This is a genomic window from Catellatospora sichuanensis (genome assembly GCF_007483665.1).
GTDB lineage: Bacteria > Actinomycetota > Actinomycetes > Mycobacteriales > Micromonosporaceae > Catellatospora > Catellatospora sichuanensis.
This window is the reverse complement of the sequence record NZ_VIQO01000014.1, coordinates 105,300-126,041: the sequence shown is the minus strand read 5'-3', so window position 1 is coordinate 126,041 and position 20,742 is coordinate 105,300. Positions and strand designations below refer to the sequence as shown.

The window sequence follows — 20,742 nt, the reverse complement described above, 5'->3', positions numbered from 1 at the left end:
ACCTCCGGGAGCGGCCGTGACCGCTGGCGGCTGCGGCGCCCGATCATCGCACGAACCACACCGCGGCAAGGGGCCTGGGACGGCCGGCCACGAACGACCGGCGGCGGGCTGGTCCATGGTTGTTACGGTGACCGCCATGACCCCACTGATGGCGATGCTTCGCCGCGCGTGGCCGCTGTTGGCGGGGCTCACCTTGGCAGTGGCGGTCGGCGCCGTCTTCGGCTCGACGCTGCTGGGCCCGGACTGGCTCTCGCTGGGAGTCGTCGCTGTTGTGGTCGTCGCGCTGGCCACGTTCTGGGTGCACGAACGGGGGAATGTGCGTACGGTCTGGAGCCTCGCCGCCGCCATCGTGGCGATGGGGGTCGGCTTGGTCGGCCTCCTGGCGATATACATCGCCCCCTTAGCCATGGTTGAGCTGTTCGGCGAGCCGGTGCAGGCCAGGGTCACGGCCGTGCGCGACGGCATCGATGGCAGAGAGTACAAGCACCGGATCCGGCTGGCCCGGCCAGACGGCACGGCGATCCCCGGAGAGTTGACACTGCCTCGCGATGCCGGCACGAAGCAGGGCGACCAGCTGGCCGTGCTGAGCGACCGCACCGGCGTGGCGAACCCCGTGCCGGCCGACGAACCCGTGACCGGCTCGGCGGCCTTCCTGGTGATCCTCTGGCTGGCTGTGGCGGGGCCGGCGGTGCTGTGCGGGATGGCGCCGGACTCCGGCCCGACCGTGCGCGGCCGCGAGCGCCGCGCCGCCCCGCGCGACCGCCGACGCAGGTGACCGCGGCCGGCGGTCATGATCCTCGGGCAGGACTCAGCCGGACACCATGCCGAGCATCATGGTGACCTGGGCGGTGCGGGACTGGTCGACGCGGGTCGCGAACTCCAGCACCTTCGGGTTGACCCCGGAGGTCAACTCCATCCGGGCATACTCCACGGCCTGGTGCTGGTGGCCGATCAGCAGGTTGAGGAAGACCTTGTCGAACTCCGCGGCGGGGGCGTCGCGCAGCGCCTTGACCTCGTCCGGCCCGGTCGCGGGCAGCCCGCCGTGTCCGGCGTGCAGGTTCGGGTCGGCGGCGGGCGTCAGGGGCTTGGTCCAGGTGCGCAGCCAGCCCTGCACCGCGGTCAGCTCGTCGGCCTGCGTCACGTCCATCGCCGAGGCCAGGTCGCGCACCTTCGTGTTCGCGCTGCGGGCGGCGGCGAGTTTCAGCAGCTCGCCCGCGGGTCCGTACTGCGCGGCCATCATCTGCAGGAACATCACGTCGGTGTCGTTGTACCCGCCCGACTCGTCGAGCGCCGGTGGCGGCGACCCGGACGGCGGCGCGAACGACGGCGCGGCCGAGGGGCCGGTGGTGACACCGGGCGGCGCGTCACAGGCGGCCAGGGTCACCAGGACGACGGCGAGCAGGACGAAGCGCTTCATGTGCGGTGGCTCCTCGGGGGCGGGCACCGGGCAGGGGCCGCGGTCCGGCGGCTCGGCTGGCCGGTCCGCGGCTCGGGTGAGCCGCGGACCGGGTCAGATGGTGATCAGATGCGCTGCCACAGGGCAGGCACGTTGGGCGGCTCCCAGCCGGCAAGCGCGGTGTGCGCCTGCAGGCAGCGGTAGCTGAGCCCGCCGTAGGTCACCGTGGCGCCGACCCCGTACGCGGTGCCTGCGGCCCAGGTGCCACCGCCGGGGTTGGTCGGCGGCGGGGACTGCGGCGGGTTGGGCGAGGGCGACGACGGCGGAGGCGTCGGGTTGCCCCCGCCGCCACCGCCGCCTACCTGCAGGTCGACGCAGGAGTAGAACGCCATCGCGGTGTCGTAGATGTTCCACCGGGCCAGCACGAGGATCCGGCCGGTGCGTCCGCCCAGACTGACGTTGTGCGAGACCGTCGCACCGGGCTGGGCACCGTTGTCGTTGATCACCGCGATGCGGGTGCTCCCGACGAAGTACTCCCAGGTGCTGGTGCGGTGGCGGGCGGTGAGCACCCAGTTGAACGTGACGTTGTTGCCGACCGAGGCCGCGGGCCAGTTCTTGCTGTTGTCGTTGAGGACCGCGAATCGGCTGCCGCCGCCGTTGCACTGCATCGAGCCCTTGGGCGCCTCGACGCTCTGCGGCTCCCAGACGATGTCGCCGCAGCCGGTGACCCGGCCTTGGGCGCAGTTGGCCTGGCGGCTGGGCGGGGACGAGATGTACCCGTGCGCGCTCGCCGGGGCGGCGATCATGCCGGACACCAGGATCGTGAAGATGGACAGGACGGGTAGAACGATCCGTTTTCTCATGTCTCCTCCTCGCTTCTGTGCGGGATGGACGGACCGGGTGGGACGAGTGCCGGTGTCGTGAGAGGAGACATCGACACTCGTTCACGAAAACATAAAATAAACAGTCCTAACTGTAAATACGCTTAACTGAGATTGCGTTCAAGTTGGCACGTGCCGGACATGCGCGAGGCCCCGGCCGTACCCGACCGGGGCCTCGCACCTGCTCGGATCAGCCGGCCAGGTGGCCCCAGTCCGCCTCCAGCTCGCTCCACGCGCCCTGCGCGACCGCCTCGCCGTTGATCAGCACGACGACCCGGTCGGCCTGCACCAGCGCGGCCCGCTTGGACGTCGAGCCGACCACGGTCAGCCCGTGCGCCCGCAGCGCCTGCCACAGCGCCAGCTCCGTGGTCACGTCCAGGGCGGACGACACGTCGTCGGCGATCAGCAGCTCGGTGCCCGGCGCCAGCGCCCGGGCCAGCGCCAGCCGCTGCAGCTGGCCGCCGGACAGCCGGGTGCCCTTGTGCCCGATGAGCAGCTCCATGCCGCTGCCCGCCGCCGCCAGGTCATGCTCCAGCTGTGCCGTGGCCACCGCCTGCGCGGCGTCGACGTCGTGGCCGAGCCGGATGTTGTCACCGACCGTGCCGGACAGCACCCGCGGCAACTGGGCCACGTAGCCCACCTGGTTGGGGCGCAGGAACACCTCCGGCTCGGCGACCCGGTCACCGTTCCACAGCAGCGCGCCGTCGTGGTGCACGATGCCGGCCAGGGCCCGCAGCAGCGACGACTTGCCCGAGCCGACCGGGCCGAGCACGAGCACCAGGTCGCCGCGCTCCACGGTCAGGTCGACGCCGCGTACGCCGACCGTGCCGTCCTCGTGCACCGCGCCGAACCCGGACAGTTCCAGCCGGTGCAGCGGGTTGCGCGGAGCGGCCACCGGACCCGGGGCGGTGCCCGCCGACAGGTCCACACCCGGCACGGCCGCCGAGTACGCGCCCACCCCGGCCATCGCCACGGTGCGCCTGGTCCACACCCGCGCCGACGGCAGCTGCGACACCAGCGACGCCGTGGTCCAGGCGAACCACCGGGCCGAACCCAGCGTCGACACCGCGACCAGGGTCGCGCCCGCGCCCAGCTCGCCGGCCATGAACAGCGCCCACACCGCGATCGGCAGCAGGCCCGCCAGCAGCGACGGCGTCGAACGCGCCCACACCTGCATGGCGATCTCCTGGCGCTGGCGTTCGCTGCGGGCGGCGTCGAGCCGGGCCAGCTGGCCCAGCACCGGCCGGGTCGCGCCGGCCAGCTTGACCGTGCGGGCCGACGACAGCGATGACACCAGGAACGTGGCGAACGCGGCCCGCGCGGCCACGGTGTGCGCGGCCGAGCGCTTCAGCACCGGCGCGAAGACCGTCGCGGCCAGCGCCGAGACCACCATCGTGCCGGTGAAGAACAGCGCGGGCACGATCGAGCCGGACACCAGCGTCATCGCCACGATCATCACGATGCTGATGGACTGGTCGACCAGGTTGTCGGCGAGCATCACCACCCGCTCGTTGTCGCCGCCCTGCGCGACGACCTCGGCCGGGGTGTGCGCGCTGACCCGGCGCGGCCCGGTCTGCCCGTGCACCAGGCGCAGGTTGATCCGCAGCATCTGCCGGACCCACCACTCCGGGTACCACAGGCCCGCGAAGTAGCCGGCCGGCGTGGTCACGGCCAGCCCGGCGACGATGCCCAGCGCCGGCCACCACGGGCTGCCGGAGCCGTCGACCACGTCGGCCCACAGCCACGGCAGCACGGTGCCGTCCAGGCCGAACAGCACCATGACGGTGAACAGTGCGACCGAGACCTGGCCGAAGCGGAAATCGTTGACGGTCAGCCGGAAGATCTCACGCAGCGTGCGCACCCGCTGCGGGGCGGGCAGCGGCGGCGGGTCGGCCTTCGGCGGCGCGACCAGGTCCGCGCCCGCGCCTGCGCCGGTGCCCGCTGCCGGGCCGTCCTGCCTCGCCGGGGCCTGCGTTCCGTCGCCCGCGGCGCTCTCGCCGGCCGACTCCAGGCCGTACGCGGTCGCCAGCACCAGCTCGCCGTCGGCCGCGCTGCTGTGGCTGGTGGCCAGCAGTTGCGCGAAGCGCTGCGACTCCGACAGCGGACCGGCCTCCACGACCCGGCCGTCGGCCAGCACCACGACCTCGTCGCAGTCGCGCACCGACGACAGCCGATGCGCGATGACCACGCCGATCCGGCCGTGCAGCAGGCGCTGCGCGGCGTGCTGCACCCGCGACTCGGTGACCGGGTCCATCCGCGCGGTGGCCTCGTCGAGGATGACCACCTGGGGGTCGCGGACCAGGATGCGCGCGAACGCGACCAGCTGCTCCTGGCCCGCCGACAGCTTCTGGCCGCCCTCGCCCAGCTTCGTCTGCAGGCCGTCGGGCAGTGTGTCGACCCACGAGGTCAGGCCCAGCTCGTTCATCGCCTTTCCGGCGGCGTCGAGCAGCTCCGGGTCGAACAGCGCGATGTTCTCCGCGAGCGTGCCGGCCAGGATCTCGGTGCGCTGCGGCACGATCGCGACCCAGCGCCGCAGGGCCTCGACCTCCAGGTCGAGCAGGTCGATCCCGCCCAGGAACACCGTTCCGCGGGGCACGTCCACGGCCCGGGTCAGCACCTTGGCCAGCGTCGACTTGCCCGAGCCGGTCCGGCCGACCAGGGCGTACGACCGTCCGGGCGCGAAGGTCAGGTCCAGCTCGCGCAGCGCCGGCCGGCGCCGGTCGGTGGAGTAGTGGAAGGTCAGCCCGCGCACCTCGATGTTGCCGGTGGTGGGCGCCGCCCCGCCGGTCGGCTCCTGCGGGGTGTCGCGCAGCAGCTGCACCCGCGCCCACGCGCCCAGCGCGTGCTGCAGCTCCGGCAGCATCCGGCTGACCTGCTCGACGGTGCCGCCGAAGGCCAGCGCCAGCAGCCACGCGCCGGTGAGCCGGGCCGCGCCGAGATGGCCCGCGGACAGCGCCCACACGCCGCCGAGCACGAGCACGGCGATGCCCGCCCGGGTCACCCCGGAGGCGATGGTGCTGACCCGCGTGGACAGCGCCCACACGCGACGGCCGCGTTTGAGCACCTCGCTGGAGCGCTGGGCGTAGAGGCGCAGCACGTACGGGCGGCCCAGGCTGGTGCGCACGTCGTCCTGGCCGTGCACCGACTCCTCCTGCACGGCGGCCAGGTCCGACCAGGCCTCCTCTTCGTGCATCCGGGCCGGGCCGATGGCGGTGGTCGGGCGGCGCAGCCCGAACCCGAGCACCAGGGACAGCATCAGCATGGCCAGGCCCGCGGGCCACCACACCACGAACGCCGTCACCGCGGACAGCACGGCCACCGCACCGGACTGGGCCAGCCGCACTCCACTGCCGCGCAGCTGCGAGCCCACCTGGTACACGTCGCCGTCGATGCGGTCGAGCAACTCGCCGACCGGGGTGCCCTCCAGCGTGGGCAGGCTCTGCCCGAAGGCGACCCGGCACAACCGGCGGCGTACGTCGGCCGCCCAGTCGGCGGTGAGCCGGGCCATGATCAGGCTGAGCGCGAGGTCGCTGAGCACCACCACCGCCAGCGCCGTGGCCAGCGCGGTGAAGGCCAGCGTGGACCGGTCCACCAGCACGGTGCCCGCCAGGGCGGCGGCCAGCGCGGCAGCGGCGGCACCGGCGACGATGAGGACCAGCACCGCCAAGGTTCGGCGGGGCGACGTGGCCCACAGGTCACGGAACAGACGCATGGCAGGGCCCCTTGCAGCCGGTTTGATCTGGTCCCCAGCATGCAAGGCCGCCCCACCCGAGCTCAACGCAATTACGGCGGCACGGGCGTGGTGATCAACACATTCGGCTCATTCGGCGATCCGCAGGGCCACGAGCATGCTCAGGAACGCGCCGGGGTGCACGATCGGGATGCGGTGCCGGCGGGCCTGGCGGGCCTTGCCGGACATCGTGTCGGGGTCGGCGGCCACCAGCAGCCGGGTGGTCCGGGTGACGGCGCGGCCCACGGTCAGCCCGGCGATGCGCGCCCGCTCCTCCCACAGCTCCCGCGGCTCCGCGGTCTGCCCGGTGAACACCACGGTGTCGCCGGGCAGCAGCTGGAAAGCCGGCGCGGGCAGCGGCCGCGTGGTGCGGCGGTGCCGGTCGTCCGGGTCGGGGTCGAGGGCCCGATCCACGTCGGCGCGGCCCAGCCCGAGCAGCGCGGCGACGGTGTGCAGGTCGGCGCGCTCGGTCTCGGTCACCTGGCCGTCGTCGGCCGCCTCCACGGCGAGCGCCTGCAGATAGAGGCGGTGCAGGTCCAGCACCTCGTCCCGGCTGAGCCCCAGCGCGTAGGCGGCCTCGACCAGCGCGTCCGCTTCCACCGCTGACACGTGCCGGTCGAGCAGGGCGTTGTCGAGCAGCGACAGGTAGCTGTCGGCCTGCGGCGGGGTCGCCACCCGGGGCAGCCGTTCGATGAGCCTGGTGAGGAAGTGCTCCTCCGTCTCGTGCGGGTGGCGGCGCACGACCGGCAGCACCTCGTCGGAGGGCAGCGGGGGCCAGGTCAGCGTGGCGGCGTCGAGCACCAGCTGCTGCCACGGCGGCGGCGAGCCGACCCGGTGCAGGTAACGCGCCAGCAGCCCGGCGGCCGCGCGGGCGTCGTCGAGCGCGCTGTGCGCCCGCTGCTGCGGGATGCCCGCGGCCAGGCAGCAGTCGCGCAGGCTGCGTCCGGCCGACGGCAGCAGCTGCGCGGCGAGGTTCATGGTGCACAGCCCGTACTCACGCCCGACCGGGGCCCGCAGCCCGAGCCGGGAGTATTCGGCGACCAGGAACGCGGCGTCGAAGGCGAGGTTGTGCGCCACGATCACCCGTTCCCGCAGCATGGCGCCGACCTGCCCGGCGAGGTCGGCGAAGACCGGCGCGCGGCGGGCCTCGGCGGCGGTGATGCCGTGCACGTGCTGCGGGCCGAGGTCGCGTTCCGGGTTGACCAGGCTTGACCAGTCGCCGGTGATCCGGCCCGTCGCGTCGACGTGCACGATCGCGATCTCGCAGATCCGGTCGTGCCAGCTCGTGCGCAACCCGGTCGTCTCCACATCGATCACCGCGTACAACGCCGCCACCTCCGCCTTCTGCGGGCCGGACCGTCCCATCACGACCGCGCCGGGTCCTCACAGTATGTCCTGCGGCACCCGCTCCGGCTCCGCCGAAAGCACCGACACACGGCGAACCCGGCGGGAACACCTCGGAAGATCGCCCGATCGTGCGCCGCCCCGTCCCGTGCTGCCGGTCCCCGGCCGACCGTCGGCATGATCGCTCGACTTGCCAGGCAGGTGTGCGAACGGCGGTCCAAGATACGCACACCTGCCTGGCAAGTTGGCCGATCTTGCGGGTCAGGCGCGCCGCGCGCCTACGGGCCAGACCACCACGACCGGCATGGCCCGCGCGTGCGCCTGGGCGACCACGGCCGCGGTGCCGCCCCCGTCGACCGCGGGGTGGCCGTCCCACACCGCGACGAGCAGGTCGCAGCCGGCCAGCATGGCGGCGTTGGCGTCCTCGTAGGCGGCCCGGCCCGCCCGCGCGTGCGGCATCACCCGCACGGACGCGGCGCGCCCGGACAGCCGGTCGAACGCCTCGGCATGGTCCGGGGCGACCTGCCGGTCGCGGTAGTCGGCGGCAGGAAGCACGATCTCCAGCCTCGCGCCGTGTGCCACGACCGCCTCCGCGAAGATCGTGTCCGCGCCCGCGGCCAGGCAGGACACCCCGACCAGCTCATCCGGACGGTACGCGGCCAGCAGCTCGCGCACCGCCGTGGCGACGAGGGACGCGGTGTCGGCGGTGAGGTTGAGGTGCCCGGTCACGCCGATGCGGGTCGGCTTACTGGCGGCATCCATGCCAGGCAATCTGCCACAGCGGGCCGCCCGCAGCCGACCCGGTTAGGGTGGGCACATGATCGATCGAGACGACGCCGTCCTGATCCGGCCCGCCACAGGCGGCGACGCGTCCGCCGTCGGCGCCATCTGGCGGGACGGCTGGCGTGACGGCCACCTGGGCCACGTGCCCGAGGAACTGGTCGCGATCCGTACGCCGGAATCGTTCGACCTGCGCGCCGCGCAGCGCGTCGACGACACGACGGTGGCCGAGGTGGACGGTGCGGTCGCGGGCTTCGTGATGGTTCTCGCCGACGAGGTCGAGCAGGTCTACGTCGCCGCCGAGCAGCGCGGCACGGGAATGGCGGGTGCGCTGCTCGCCGAAGGTCTGCGCCACGTGGGCGCCAACGGACACGATCGCGCCTGGCTCGCCGTGGCCAGCGGCAACACCCGCGCCCGCCGTTTCTACGAGCGCCACGGCTGGACCGACGAGGGCGCATTCGACTACCCAGCCCGCACCTCCGGCGGCCCCATCGCCGTCCCCTGCCACCGCTACACCCGCGCGGTCTGACCCGAAGCGCCTGCGCCGCCGATCGGCGCTCCGCCGCCACAAGCGAAGATCACGACGATCTTGCGCGAACTGTTGGGCATACGCCCGGATAGTGCGTGTTGTACCCACAGCCTGCGCAAGATCGTCGCTGGGGTGGAGGTGGTCAGGGTTGGGTTTTGTGCCAGAGGTGTTCGGTGGGGTCGATGTAGCGGTGGGTCAGGGCGGCTTGGGCTTCGGGGGTGCCGATTTCGGCGAGTCGGCGGGACGCGGCGTCGTGCGCCCATCGGAGTGTCGGGTCGGGGCGGCTGACGACGTCACGTAGCGCCTCGATCTCGGCGGCGTCGGACATGCCGCACAGGCCTTCGATGGCAGCGGTGGCCACCGCCGGCCGGGCCGAGCGCACCTTCTCCAGCAGCGCGGGCCGTTCTGTCTCCTCCGGCGTGCCCGCGCGGGCGGTGACCGCGACCATCTCCTCCCACGCGTCGGGCGAATCCCACCACCGGCTTACGAGGTCGGCGACCTGTCCGCTGGCGGCGTTCTCGCGCGCCGTCGCGACCTCGTAGATCGCGGCTCGCACGGCGCCGACGCAGCAGAACCGCGGCTCGCGGCGGAGGGCGTCATGTGCCTCCAGCAGTGCCGGAAGCGCTCGCGGGTGGCGGGTCGCCTGCAGGCGGCGGGCGAAGGGGCCCCAATGCTCGCCCTCGGCCGGACGATCGTCGAACGCCGAGTCGAGATCGGGCTGGTCGGGCTGCGGCACGGGCGCGCCGCCGCCGTCGATGGCCGGCTCCTGATGCATCCGGCCGACGGTCCGTCGGTTCCTGGCGATTCCCACCAGACCATTGTGCCGGAGGAGTCGGTCGCGATCCGCACGCCGGCCCTCACGTCCGGCGGCCCGGCCGCCGTGCCCTGCGGCCGGTACACCCGCGCGGTCCGATCCGCCGGAGGCCGAATATCGGTGGACGAGCGGCACGAACACCGCCCATATTGGCGTACGCGCTGGTCGAGCGCATGTGCTCAGTGAAAGAGGGTGGCGTGGCGGCTGACCGCACGGGTGAGCGGATTCTGGCAGGGCTTTACGCGGGGCTGCGCGAGCGGCGAACCCCGCAGCAGGTCGCCTGCGACCTGGTCGACATGCGGGCTTACGACTGGCTCGGCGCGGACCTGGTACGCGAACTGCACGGGGTGGCACGGGCTGCCCGTGGCCGTGACGCGGTCGGCGCGACCGGCTCGTCGATGCGCACCACCTGGCGTCACCACCCCGGCCTGGCCCGCGCCTACGCGGCCGCCGCGAACGCGCTGGCAGTGGTCACCGCGGCAGCGGGCCGTCCCGAGCCCGCCCCGGCCGACCCCGCCGATCCGGCGGCCCTGCGGCGCTGGCTCGACGTCGCGCTGCCGCTGCTGGGGCTGCCGGTCGAGGAGCCCCGCCCAGCGCGCATGACGCGCCCGATCGGCACCGTGACCCACACCTTCGGCTCGTGGAAGTTCACCCGTCGGCGCACACCCGCGGGCCGGCGCGGCGACACCGGCGGGCACGCCGACAAGCGCGCGCGGATGGACGCCGCGACCAGGCGCACCCGGCTGCCGGGGGTGCCGGTACGGGCGTACCGTCGGGCCGTGCGGGCGGTGCTGCACCTGCAGCAGCGCACCACGGTGCTGGCCGTCGAACGCGACCGTGAGGCCGCCATCGCCTTCGGCAAGACCCGCCTGGCCTACCTGATCGCCGAGGACGACTTCACCGCCTGCCCGCGCACCGCAGCGTTCGTCGCGTACTACGTGGCCCGGCTCGGCATGCGGACGCATTTCACGAACAAGTCGCAGAAGCGGCCCATGGACACCCTCGCCGAGCAGCTGCTCAAGGCAGCACTGGCGGCCCCGACCTGCCGGCCGGACGTGCTCGCCTTCGTGATCACCCGCCGGTCGGTGCTCGACCGGCTCGACGACGAGCAGTGCGGCCGCCTGCTCGCGGTCTACTACGAGCAGCTCGTGGCCTGCGCGCGCACGCTGCGCGCGGCGTACGACGAGAACCGCGACCCGATGCACATGGTGGTGCGCCGCGGCGACGACTCGTCGTCGTGGAACGCCGCGTCACGCGCGTTCAACCAGGCCCGCGCCGGCTGGCTCAACCTCACCGCGACGCTCGGCTACGACGACGTCGTCGAGGCGGCCTGCCCCGGCAAGGTCCCCGCGCTCGTCGCCTCGGATGTGGCGTACTGGCACACCATCACCGGCGGCGACCAGCACATCGACATCCGCGTGTGGGCGGAGCTGCCACTGCCGTGGGACGTCGTGCTCGGCGACGACGACTGTCCGGCCGACCTGGTCCGCGAGACCTGCCGCGCGTACGGCGTCGACCCCGAGCGCCAGGGCTGGACCACGGCGTACCGGCAGGACTTCCTGGAGCTGCCCGCGCCGGCACCCGACCTCGTGCACGGGGTGGAGGTGGGCTCGCCGCTGCTCGCCGGGCTGCTGCGGGACCTGGGGGTGTTCTCCGGACAGGCGATGACCGGCAGCCAGCGGGCCAGGGCCGAACTGCTGTCGGCCGGGCCGGCGTAAATGGCGTTGCGCGGCCGTGGCCGCTGCGGCAGAGTCACGGGCGCACGGTGTTAGCTCAAAGAGCCGGGGGAGGCCCCGGCCCGGCAGAGCGGGCGGCTCACCGACCTTCCGCCCCGTTCCCGTTTCGATCACGGGACGCCGTGTGCGACTACGCGGTCCCCGCGCCGAACCGGTGCGGGGACCGCTGTCTTCACGGGCACGCCGTCGGGACGGGGCGAATGGTGTGGAACCGCGCCGACGCCTGCTGCACGGCTCGGCTGACCGACTTCTACGTGCTGGTCTCCGACCGGCCGTTCGTCTCCGGGACGCTCGCGGGCGTGCCGCCGTGATCGGGGCACGCCCACGCCCGCCACCCGCCATGGGCGACGGCGGTGGCGACGGTCAGCCTTTGACGCCGGTGAGCGTCACGCCCTGGACGAAGGCCTTCTGGGCGAAGAAGAACAGGACCACGACCGGGATCATGGTGAGCATGGTGGCGGCGCTGACCAGGTGCCATTCCACGTGATGCATGCTGCGGAAGCCGGCCAGGCCCAGGGAGACGGTCCAGTTCTGCTCGTTCTCGCTGGTGTAGAGCAGCGGGCCGTAGTAGTCGTTCCAGGCGTAGAAGAACTGGAACATGGCGGCGGCGGCGATGCCGGGGCGGGCCATCGGCAGCACGACCTTCAGCAGGGTGCGCCACTCGCCCGCGCCGTCCACCCGGGCCGCGTCCAGGTACTCGTCGGGGATGGTGACGAGGAACTGGCGCAGCAGGAAGATCGAGAACGCGTCACCGGCCAGCATGGGCAGGATCAGCGGCCACAGCGATCCGGTTAGCCCGGCGTCGGCCCAGAACAGGTACAGCGGCACGGTGGTGACCTGCGGTGGCAGCATCATCATGCATACGATCGCGACCATGGTGACCGACCGGCCGCGCCAGCGCAGTTTGGCCAGCCCGTACGCGGCGGGCACGCTGGCCAGCAGCATGAAGCCGGTGGCGAGCGCCGCATACAGCAGCGTGTTGAGCAGGTAGCGCAGCAGCGGGGCCTTGGCGAACGCCTCGGCGTAGTTCTCCGGGTGCCACGACGTCGGCCACAGCTGCGAGGTCAGCGTCTGGTCACTGGTCATGAACGAGGTCAGCCCGAGGAACACCACCGGGGCCAGGAACATCACCGACAGCGCGATCGCCACGGCGTGCCGGGCGACGAAGAGCAGCACGTTCCGTCGCGTCATCTCGTGAACTCCTTGAACCGGCGCAGCAGCAGCACGGTCGCGGTCATCGAGACCACGAACAGCACCACGGCCAGCACGTTGGCGTACCCGAGCACGTGGTACCGGAAGCCGACCACGTACAGCCAGAGCGGATAGGTGAACGTCGAGCCCTCGGGGTAGCCGAACGTGTCGGAGATGCCGCCTCCGCCGGTGACCTGCCCGGAGGCGACGCTGGCGGCGACCGCGGCCTGGGTGAAGTACTGCAGCGTGCCGATGATCCCGGTGATCGCCGCGAACGCCAGCACGGGCGAGATGCTCGGCAGCGTCACGTACCGGAAGCGCTGCCAGCTTCCCGCGCCGTCGAGCGCGGCGGCCTCGTGCAGCTCGACGGGCACGTCCAGCAACGCCGCGATGAAGATCATCATCAGGTCGCCGATGCCCCACATCGCCAGCACGACCAGCGACGGTTTGGCCCAGGCGGGGTCGTTGAACCACAGCGGCGGGTCGGCGACGCCGAGCGCCGACAGCGCCGTGTTCACCGGGCCGGTGCCGGGCTTGAGCAGCAGCACGAACGCGAGCGTCGCGGCGACCGGCGGTGCGAGCGCAGGTAGGTAGAACAGCGTGCGGTACACCCCGCGGGCGCGTTTGACCTGGTTGAGCAGCAACGCGGTGAGCAGCGCCCCGAGCATGCGCGCGGGGACCATCACCACGACCAGCCACAGCGTGTTCTTGGCCGCCCGGACGACGTTGTCGTCCTCGAACAGGAAGCGCCAGTTGTCCAGCCCGACCCACTCCGGTGCCTGGATCAGATTGAACCGGGTGAAGGAGAAGTACACCGCCGACACCAGCGGGTAGACCAGGAACAGGGCGAGCCCGGCCAGGGTCGGCGCGACGAAGACATAGGGCGTCAGCCGCCGCCGCAGCCGGGTGAGCCTGGGGGAGGGGGTGCGGGACGTGCCCGCACCCCCGGTGAGCGGCAGCGACATCAGCCCGCCAGCTTGACGAGGTTGTTGATCTGCTGGTCGACCTTCGTCAACCCGCCCGCCAGGTCGGTCGTGGTCCCGGCCTGATAGGACTGCAGGAACCCGGACAGCTCCTCCTGGTACGCGGCCCCGATCGCGCTCGGCGGCGTGGTGACCGTGGCGGGGTGGGCGAAGATGTCCAGGAACACCTGGAACTCCGGGTCCACCACCAGGTCCTTGCTGGTCAGCGCGTCGGTGGTGCTGGGCACGTTGCGGATGCCGTTGCTCAGCTTCACGATGGCCTTGGTCTCGGTGGTCAGGAAGCGCACCAGGGCCCAGGCCGCCTCGTTGTTCTTCGCGGTGCGCGACACCCCGATGACGTTGCCGGTGACGTAGCCGCCGCCGTAGCGGGCCGGGTCGGCCACCGGCAGCGGCGCGACGCCGAACGACACGTCCTTGGCCTGGTCGCGCAGGAACGCCATGCGCCATTCGCCGTCCACGTTCATGGCGACCTTGCCCTTGTGGAAGGCGTTGTCGGCGGACCACTCGTCGCCCAGGCCGGCCCGGAACTTCTCGAGCTTGTCGTAGCCGTACCAGTCGACGAGGTCCTTCTGCCAGCGGACCAGCTCCTGCCACTTCGGGTCGCTGCCGATGGCCGAGGTGCCGTCGGCGTTGAGCCAGTTCGCGCCGACCATCGGGGCCAGGTGCGAGGGGGAGTTCTCGTAGAAGCCGAAGGACGGCAGGAAGCCGGCCCGTTCGATGGTGCCGTCGGGTTTGCGTACCGTCAGCTTCTTGGCCAGCTCGGTCAGCTCGGCCAGGGTCTTCGGCGGGCCGGCGACGCCGGCCTCGGCGAAGATCGCCTTGTTGTAGTACAGGCCGTACACGTCGGCGAGGAACGGCATCGCGCACCGCTTGCCCCGGAACTCCGTGTAGGACCGGATCACCTCGGGGTATCGCTTCAGGTCGATCCCGTCGCGCTGCAGGTACGGCGTCAGGTCGGTCCAGGCGCCCGAGGAGCAGAACTTGCCGACGATGTCGGTGGAGTAGCTCAGGCCGACGTCGGGTCCCTGGCCCGCGCCGATGGCCTGCAGCATCTTGGTGTCGTCCTGGCCGCCCTTCACGGTGACCTTGACCTTGGGGTGCGCGGCCTCGAAGTCCTTGACGATCTCGGCGATCGCGTTCGCCTCGCGGTCGGTGAAGAAGTGCCAGAGCTCGACCGCGCCCGACGCCTCGACGCCGGGGCTGGCCAGGGGCGCGGCCTGCTCGCCCGGCGTGCAGGCGGCCGTGGCCAGCAGCCCAGCCGCCAGTACGGTCAGCAGCAGCCGGGATGCGCGCGGCCGCGCGCCGGTGTTGCGTCGGAAGTTATCGGTGGTGAACACGTGGGGCTCCTCCGCTGTCGAATCGGCGCCGCGTCGGGCAAACGGCGGCGCGACGGCCTCCCCGAGGACCGCAGCACTGTTAGGAAGACTGACTAACTAATGGTCGAGGATCGAGTCTCCAGGCACCGCTGTCAACACCCGTCGACGCGACCGATACCGAGCGCCGGTGCGCCCGGCGTCCGATGTGGAGTCCCCTCGGGTGGCGTAGATCCGCTCGCGTAGCTGGTGAAGGTTGATTTAGGCGATCTTTAAGTCGCTCCGCCTTGACGGCTTCCCATCGACGAACTTAGGGTGATAGATAGTAAGTTAATCTTCCTAACAGATGTGCCGGGTAGGCCCGATGCCACCGACCACGTCCGCCGACAACGCCCCGTGGAGGCGCGCATGTCACGAAAGCTGAGAAACGTCCTGGTCGCCGGTGCGGTGTCCGTGCTGGCCGCGGTGTCGCTGGCCGTCGCGGTCGGCTCCGCCAGCGCGGCGACCACCCCGACCGCCGCCTTCACGAAGGTGTCCGAATGGGGCTCCGGGTTCGAGGGCCGCTACACCATCACCAACGGCGGCAGCAGCACGATGAACTCCTGGCAGGTGTCGTTCGCCCTGCCGGCCGGCACCACCATCAGCTCGCACTGGGACGCCGCCCGCTCGGGCAGCGGCCAGCAGGTCGTCTTCGCCAACCTGTCCTGGAACGGCACCATCGCCCCCGGCGCCTCGGTCGTCTTCGGATTCATCGGCACCGGCTCCGGCAGCCCCACCGGCTGCCTGCTCAACGGCCAGCCGTGCGCCGGCGGCACCCAACCCAGCCCGTCGGCCTCCACGCCGCGGCCACCGTCGCCGTCCGCGTCGCAGCCGCCGTCACCGTCGGCCTCACCCTCCAAGCCGCCGTCGCCGAGCCCCAGCGCCAGCCCGAACCCGAACCCGGGCACTCCGGTGGCCGCCAACGGCCAGCTGCGGGTCTGCGGGCGGCAGCTGTGCAACAAGAACGGCAAGGCCATCCAGCTGCGCGGCATGAGCACGCACGGCATCCAGTGGTATGCCAACTGCGCGACCGCCGGTTCGCTGGACGTGCTGGCGAACGAGTGGAAGGCGGACGTGCTGCGCATCTCCATGTACATCCAGGAGGACGGCTACGAGACCGACCCGCGCCGCTTCACCGACCTGGTGCACAACTACATCGAGCTGGCCACCGCCCGCGGCATGTACGCCATCGTGGACTGGCACATGCTCGACCCCGGTGACCCGAACTACAACCTGGCCCGCGCGAAGACCTTCTTCGCCGAGGTCGCCCAGCGGCACGCGAACAAGGTCAACGTGCTGTACGAGATCGCCAACGAGCCCAGCGAGGTGAGCTGGTCCACCATCAAGAGCTACGCCGACCAGGTCATCCCCGTGATCCGTCAGCGCGACCCCGAGGCCGTGGTGCTCGTCGGCACGCCCGACTGGTCCTCGCTGTCGGTGTCCGGCGACGGCAACGGCGTCGCGACCATCACCGCCAACCCGGTCACCGCCGGCAACCTGATGTACGTCTTCCACTTCTACGCCGCCTCGCACGGCAGCGTGTACTACAACACCTTCGCCCAGGCCGTGGACACCCTGCCGATGTTCGTCACCGAGTTCGGCACCCAGCAGGCCACCGGCGACGGCCCGAACGACTTCACCAACGCCCAGCGCTATTTGGACCTGATGGCCGCCAAGAAGGTCAGCTGGGTCAACTGGAACTACTCCGACGACTTCCGCTCCGGCGCCGTCTTCACCACCGGCACCTGCGCCACCGGCCAGTTCACCGGTACCAGCCGCCTCAAGCCCGCCGGCACCTGGATCCGCGACCGCATCCGCACCCCCGACGACTTCTAACCCACGCCCCACCGCGTCGATCATGAACCTATGGCACGGCTCGACGGTGTGTCACCCGGCACAAGTTCATGATCGACGCGGTGGTGCCCGCAGCCCGGGGCGGGTGGTGGCTGACGAGCCGCCACCAGCCCCGGGCTCCTGGTTTGCCGGAACGGCAAGGTTGTTTGCGCGCGGTCGGGTGGCGGCGGCAGGGTGGCGGTGGAGGTGGTCGCCATGACCGACGCGCACACGCAGCACGCAACCGATAACCAGCACGCAACCGAGATCATGTTCACTGCGGAGTTCTGGGACGAGCGATACGGCTCGACCGACCGGGTGTGGAGCGGCAACCCGAACCCGCATCTGGTCACCACCGTCGCCGGGCTCGCGCCGGGTGACGCGCTGGATGTCGGCAGCGGCGAGGGCGCCGACGCCGTCTGGCTGGCGGCCCAGGGCTGGCGGGTCACCGGGGTCGACGTGTCCAAGGTGGCGCTGGGCCGCGCGGCCGTGCACGCTGCCGAGCGGGGCGGGCAGCTTGCCGAGCGCATCACCTGGCAGCAGGTCGACGTGCTGTCCTGGGACCCCGCGCCCGCCCGGTACGACCTGGTCTCGGCGCAGTTCATGCACCTGCCCCGACCCGCGCTGGAGGCGCTGCATCGGCGGCTGGCCGCGGCCGTGCGTCCCGGCGGGACGCTGCTCATCGTCGGGCACCACCCCTCGGACCTGGAGACCACGATCGGCCGTCCCCGGCTGCCGGAGCTGATGTTCACCGCGGAGCAGGTCGGGGCCACGCTGGACGAGCGTGACTGGGAGATCAGGGCCGAGACGCCCGGCCGCGAGGTCACCGACCCCGATGGGCAACCGGTGACCATTCACGACGCGGTGCTGATCGCGGTCCGGCGAGGCTGACCGGCCGGGCGGCGGCGCACTCCCGGGGGCCGAGACGGCGTACGGCGGCCTCCGGCGTACGGACGACGATGGGGTGCAGGCGAGCGCCTGCACCCCATCGCCTGCCGTCGGTCAGACGCCGGCGGCCACCGGCTCGCGGACCGGCTCCTGCGCCTGGTGCAGCTTCTCGCCCTCCACGTCCACGTTGGGCAGGATGCGGTTCAGCCAGCGCGGCAGCCACCACGCGGCCCGGCCGAGCAGCGACATCAGGGCCGGCACGATGGTCATGCGGACCACGAACGCGTCCACCAGCACACCGAACGCCAGCGCGAAGCCGATCGACTGGATGAGCGTCTCACCAGAGAACACGAACCCGCCGAACACGCTGATCATGATGATGGCCGCGGCGGTGACCACCCGTGCCCCGTGCCGGAAGCCGGTGACGACCGCATCGCGAGCCGTCGCGCCGTGCACGAAGTCCTCGCGCATCCGGGTCACCAGGAACACCTGGTAGTCCATGGCCAGGCCGAACAGGATGCCGATCAGCAGCACCGGCAGCATGCTCATGATCGGCCCGGTCTCGTGCACCCCGAACACGTCACCGAGCCAGCCCCACTGGAATACGGCCACCACCGCGCCGAACGTCGCCGCGAGGCTGAGCAGGAAGCCCAGCGTCGCCTTCAGCGGCACCAGCACCGATCGGAACACGAGCAGCAGCAGCAGGAACGCCAGCCCGACCACGACCGCCAGGTAGGGCAGCAGCGCTTCGTCGAGGCGGGTGGACACGTCGATGGCCAACGCGGTGACGCCGGTGACGGCGATGGTCGCCCCGGTCCCGGCCGTGATGGCCGCCTTCTGCTCCCGGATGGTGTGCACGAGGTCGGCGGTGGCGACGTCGTTCGGGCCGGTCTTCGGGATGACGGCCAGCAGCGCGGTGCGCCCGTCGCCGCTCATCTCGTTCGGCGCCGCGTAGAGCACGTTGTCCATCCCGGACAGCCGGGTCACCAGCTGGCCGACGGCGGCCTGCGGGTCCGCGCCCGCGGGCAGCTCGGCCACGACCACCAGCGGACCGTTCAGGCCGGGCCCGAATCCGTTGGTGACGATGTCGTACGCCTTGCGCTGGGTGGTGTCGGTCGCCTGCATGCCGTCGTCGGGCAGGCCGAGGCGTAGGTCCGCGGCCGGGATCGCGAGCACGCCGAGCGCGGCGACGGCCACGATCAGCACGGGCCACCGGAACCGCACCACGAAGCGCGCCCAGCGCTCGCCCATCGGGACCGGGCCCGAGTCGGACTCCGGGTCGGGCGTGGTGTGGCCGAACAGGCGGCCCTTGACCAGCCGGTCGCCGGTGAAGCCGAGCAGCGCGGGCAGCAGCGTGATCGCGACCAGGACGGCGACGGCGACCGTGGCCGCGGCGGACAGGCCCAGGCCGGCCAGCAGCGGCACGCCGACGATCGCCAGCGCGGCCAGCGCGATGATCACGGTGAGCCCGGCGAATACGACGGCGGAGCCCGCGGTGCCGACGGCGCGCCCGGCCGCCTCGGCGCCGTCCTTGCGTACCAGCAGCTCGTGCCGGAACCGGGAGACGATGAACAGGGCGTAGTCGATGCCGACGGCGAGGCCGAGCATCAGCGCCAGGATCATGCTGTTGGAGTTGATGTCTGCCCATCGGGCCGCGATGGCGACGCCGGCCAGGCCGATGGCGATCCCGACGACAGCGGTGAGCAGCGGCAGCCCGGCGGAGACCAGCGAGCCCAGGGTGATGATGAGGACCAGTGCGGCGACGGCGATGCCGATGACCTCGACGACGCCGGTCTTCGGGTTGGCCCGCAGCGCGTCGCCGCCGATCTCGACGGTCAGGCCCGCGTCGCGGCCGAGAGCGGCGGCGTCCTGCAGCGCGGCACGGTCGGCGTCGGTCAGCTCCATGCCCTGCACGCCGTATGTGACCTGGGCGAAGGCGTAGCGGCCGTCGAGGGAGATGGACTTCGCGGTGTACGGGTCGACCACCCGCGCGACCTGCGGCGCGCCGTTCAACGCGCCCACCACCCGGCCGATCGCCGCCTGCACGCCCGGATCGCCGACCGTCTTGCCCTCGGGCACGACGAACACCACCCGGGCGCCCGCCCCGCCGGCGTGGGCCTCGGGGAAGCGCTCGGTGAGCTGGTCGATGGCCCGCTGGGCCTCGGTGCCCGGGATGCTGAATTCGTTGGACATCTTGCCGGACATCGTCGCCGCGCCGGCCCCGGCGAGCGCGAGCAGCAGCACCCAGATGCCGAGGACGAGCCAGCGTCGGCGGTATGAGAACCGGCCGATCCGGTACAGGAATGTCGCCACGTCGAGTACTCCAAACGAGGGATGGGTGGCTGTCATCGCGGCGAAACACGCTGTTCACGAGCGTGTTCGAGGGTCGCCGCACCAGGGCCGACCCTAGCCGTTCGGCAAGGAGTGAGCAAGCCGATCGGCAAGGAGTGAACCTGTCGATCGGCAAGTTTTCAGCTTGCCGATCGGCTGGTTTCCAGCTTGCCGACCGGCTAGGCGGATGGCTGCTGATCAGCTAGATTTGCTCAGGACGGGTGACTTCCCCAGCCGTCGATGATCTGGTAAGGAGGGTGCCGTGAGAGCTGCGACACACGCCGACTCGCGCGGCCCGGAGCGCACCCGGCAGCGCCTGCTCGACGAGGCCTGCCGGTTGTTCGCCATGCACAGCTTCGCCGGCACCTCGCTGCAGATGATCGCGGACACCCTCGGGGTCACCAAGGCCGCGGTCTACCACCACTTCAAGACCCGCGACGACATCCTGACCGCGGTGATCCAGCCGGCCATCGACCAGATGCACGCCATCATCGCGGCCGCCGAGACGCAGCGCACCCCGTCCGCCCGCGCCGACGCGATGCTGTCGGGCCTGGTCGACCTGACCGTCAAGCACCGCGGGCTCATCGCCATGATCGGCACGGACCCCGGCGTCACCAGCGCGCTGCAGAGCCACCCGGACGTGGTGGAGCTGTTCCGCCGCCCCGGCGAGCTGATGGCGCTCGACGACTCCGCCGAGGCCGAGATCAACGCGACGCTCGCGCTGGCCGGCATCGCGACCACGGCCTCGTCGCCGGTGATGCAGCACCACGACGCCGACGTGCTGCGCCGGCACCTGCTCGCGGCCGGCCGCCGCATCCTCGGCCTACGCGCCCGCAAACCCTGACCCCGCCACCCGCAAGCTCACGCATCCGGCACACGCGGGCCACGAGCGCCCGCCAAGATCGCCCGACTTGCCGGGCACCTGTGCGTATCTTGAACGTTGATAGGCACAGG

General features: G+C 71.9%; 16 protein-coding genes. 6 read left to right on the top strand and 10 right to left on the bottom strand.

Translation table 11 applies throughout. The features are described from left to right. The first annotated feature begins 136 nt into the window (after positions 1-136). Positions 137-775, top strand: a complete 639-nt coding sequence (locus FLL47_RS27270) for a hypothetical protein (RefSeq protein ID WP_144123655.1) — start codon at positions 137-139, stop codon at positions 773-775. Positions 776-808: 33 nt separating this feature from the next. Here FLL47_RS27270 and FLL47_RS27265 read toward each other — a convergent pair whose 3' ends face one another. The 5 genes from FLL47_RS27265 to FLL47_RS27245 all read right to left on the bottom strand — a co-directional run bounded on the left by FLL47_RS27265 (position 809) and on the right by FLL47_RS27245 (position 8,113). Next, on the bottom strand, positions 809-1,417 hold the full coding sequence (locus FLL47_RS27265; RefSeq protein WP_144123653.1) for a DUF305 domain-containing protein: 609 nt from the start codon (positions 1,415-1,417) through the stop codon (positions 809-811). A 104-nt stretch (positions 1,418-1,521) separates the two neighbouring features. Further along, positions 1,522-2,259 (bottom strand): lytic polysaccharide monooxygenase, encoded by a 738-nt coding sequence (locus FLL47_RS27260; RefSeq protein ID WP_144123651.1) that lies wholly within the window; start codon positions 2,257-2,259, stop codon positions 1,522-1,524. Positions 2,260-2,467: 208 nt separating this feature from the next. Continuing rightward, a complete protein-coding gene (locus tag FLL47_RS27255) occupies positions 2,468-5,989 on the bottom strand; it encodes an ABC transporter ATP-binding protein (protein WP_144123649.1) in 3,522 nt (1,173 codons plus the stop codon). A gap of 108 nt (positions 5,990-6,097) precedes the next feature. Continuing rightward, entirely contained in the window at positions 6,098-7,372 is a 1,275-nt protein-coding gene (locus FLL47_RS27250) for an exonuclease domain-containing protein (RefSeq protein ID WP_144123647.1), read from the bottom strand. Between the two features lie 240 nt (positions 7,373-7,612). Further along, positions 7,613-8,113, bottom strand: coding sequence for a hypothetical protein (locus FLL47_RS27245; RefSeq protein WP_144123645.1), 501 nt, complete (start codon positions 8,111-8,113; stop codon positions 7,613-7,615). 55 nt (positions 8,114-8,168) lie between these two features. On the opposite strand from FLL47_RS27245, the gene FLL47_RS27235 reads away from it, so the two are divergent. Beyond that, the gene (locus FLL47_RS27235) at positions 8,169-8,660 is read left to right on the top strand and encodes a GNAT family N-acetyltransferase (RefSeq protein WP_144123643.1); all 492 of its coding nucleotides are present in this window, start codon (positions 8,169-8,171) and stop codon (positions 8,658-8,660) included. Positions 8,661-8,802: 142 nt separating this feature from the next. On the opposite strand, the gene FLL47_RS27230 is transcribed toward FLL47_RS27235, so the two are convergent. Next, the gene (locus tag FLL47_RS27230; protein ID WP_144123641.1) at positions 8,803-9,435 is read right to left on the bottom strand and encodes a HEAT repeat domain-containing protein; all 633 of its coding nucleotides are present in this window, start codon (positions 9,433-9,435) and stop codon (positions 8,803-8,805) included. 236 nt (positions 9,436-9,671) lie between these two features. On the opposite strand from FLL47_RS27230, the gene FLL47_RS27225 reads away from it, so the two are divergent. Further along, the gene (locus tag FLL47_RS27225) at positions 9,672-11,192 is read left to right on the top strand and encodes a hypothetical protein (RefSeq protein WP_144123639.1); all 1,521 of its coding nucleotides are present in this window, start codon (positions 9,672-9,674) and stop codon (positions 11,190-11,192) included. A 381-nt stretch (positions 11,193-11,573) separates the two neighbouring features. Here the strand turns inward: FLL47_RS27225 and FLL47_RS27220 are convergent, their stop codons facing one another. The 3 genes from FLL47_RS27220 to FLL47_RS27210 are packed head-to-tail and all read right to left on the bottom strand — an operon-like array spanning position 11,574 to position 14,721. Then, entirely contained in the window at positions 11,574-12,401 is an 828-nt protein-coding gene (locus FLL47_RS27220) for a carbohydrate ABC transporter permease (protein WP_144123637.1), read from the bottom strand. After that, entirely contained in the window at positions 12,398-13,366 is a 969-nt protein-coding gene (locus tag FLL47_RS27215) for a carbohydrate ABC transporter permease (RefSeq protein ID WP_144123635.1), read from the bottom strand. Before FLL47_RS27215 ends, FLL47_RS27220 begins: the two co-directional genes overlap by 4 nt. Further along, positions 13,366-14,721, bottom strand: coding sequence for an ABC transporter substrate-binding protein (locus tag FLL47_RS27210; protein WP_246158692.1), 1,356 nt, complete (start codon positions 14,719-14,721; stop codon positions 13,366-13,368). Before FLL47_RS27210 ends, FLL47_RS27215 begins: the two co-directional genes overlap by 1 nt. A 384-nt stretch (positions 14,722-15,105) precedes the next feature. Here FLL47_RS27210 and FLL47_RS27205 point away from each other — a divergent pair, with 384 nt between their 5' ends. Beyond that, entirely contained in the window at positions 15,106-16,572 is a 1,467-nt protein-coding gene (locus FLL47_RS27205) for a cellulase family glycosylhydrolase (RefSeq protein ID WP_144123633.1), read from the top strand. 213 nt (positions 16,573-16,785) lie between these two features. Next, positions 16,786-17,460: a class I SAM-dependent methyltransferase gene (locus tag FLL47_RS27200; protein WP_222106213.1), complete on the top strand. Its 675-nt coding sequence runs from the start codon at positions 16,786-16,788 to the stop codon at positions 17,458-17,460. A 111-nt stretch (positions 17,461-17,571) separates the two neighbouring features. On the opposite strand, the gene FLL47_RS27195 is transcribed toward FLL47_RS27200, so the two are convergent. Beyond that, on the bottom strand, positions 17,572-19,770 hold the full coding sequence (locus tag FLL47_RS27195; protein ID WP_144123631.1) for an MMPL family transporter: 2,199 nt from the start codon (positions 19,768-19,770) through the stop codon (positions 17,572-17,574). Positions 19,771-20,050: 280 nt separating this feature from the next. On the opposite strand from FLL47_RS27195, the gene FLL47_RS27190 reads away from it, so the two are divergent. Continuing rightward, on the top strand, positions 20,051-20,632 hold the full coding sequence (locus FLL47_RS27190) for a TetR/AcrR family transcriptional regulator (protein ID WP_222106212.1): 582 nt from the start codon (positions 20,051-20,053) through the stop codon (positions 20,630-20,632). The last annotated feature ends 110 nt before the right edge of the window (positions 20,633-20,742 follow it).

What these genes read in the sequence shown, in the direction of transcription:
- FLL47_RS27235 (WP_144123643.1), top strand. Translation starts at nt 8,169, where the DNA reads ATGATCGATCGAGACGACGCCGTCCTGATCCGGCCCGCCACAGGCGGC.
- FLL47_RS27270 (WP_144123655.1), top strand. Translation starts at nt 137, where the DNA reads ATGACCCCACTGATGGCGATGCTTCGCCGCGCGTGGCCGCTGTTGGCG.
- FLL47_RS27220 (WP_144123637.1), bottom strand. Translation starts at nt 12,401, where the DNA reads ATGACGCGACGGAACGTGCTGCTCTTCGTCGCCCGGCACGCCGTGGCG.
- FLL47_RS27205 (WP_144123633.1), top strand. Translation starts at nt 15,106, where the DNA reads ATGTCACGAAAGCTGAGAAACGTCCTGGTCGCCGGTGCGGTGTCCGTG.
- FLL47_RS27260 (WP_144123651.1), bottom strand. Translation starts at nt 2,259, where the DNA reads ATGAGAAAACGGATCGTTCTACCCGTCCTGTCCATCTTCACGATCCTG.
- FLL47_RS27200 (WP_222106213.1), top strand. Translation starts at nt 16,786, where the DNA reads ATGACCGACGCGCACACGCAGCACGCAACCGATAACCAGCACGCAACC.
- FLL47_RS27255 (WP_144123649.1), bottom strand. Translation starts at nt 5,989, where the DNA reads ATGCGTCTGTTCCGTGACCTGTGGGCCACGTCGCCCCGCCGAACCTTG.
- FLL47_RS27215 (WP_144123635.1), bottom strand. Translation starts at nt 13,366, where the DNA reads ATGTCGCTGCCGCTCACCGGGGGTGCGGGCACGTCCCGCACCCCCTCC.
- FLL47_RS27265 (WP_144123653.1), bottom strand. Translation starts at nt 1,417, where the DNA reads ATGAAGCGCTTCGTCCTGCTCGCCGTCGTCCTGGTGACCCTGGCCGCC.
- FLL47_RS27250 (WP_144123647.1), bottom strand. Translation starts at nt 7,372, where the DNA reads ATGGGACGGTCCGGCCCGCAGAAGGCGGAGGTGGCGGCGTTGTACGCG.
- FLL47_RS27245 (WP_144123645.1), bottom strand. Translation starts at nt 8,113, where the DNA reads ATGGATGCCGCCAGTAAGCCGACCCGCATCGGCGTGACCGGGCACCTC.
- FLL47_RS27230 (WP_144123641.1), bottom strand. Translation starts at nt 9,435, where the DNA reads ATGCATCAGGAGCCGGCCATCGACGGCGGCGGCGCGCCCGTGCCGCAG.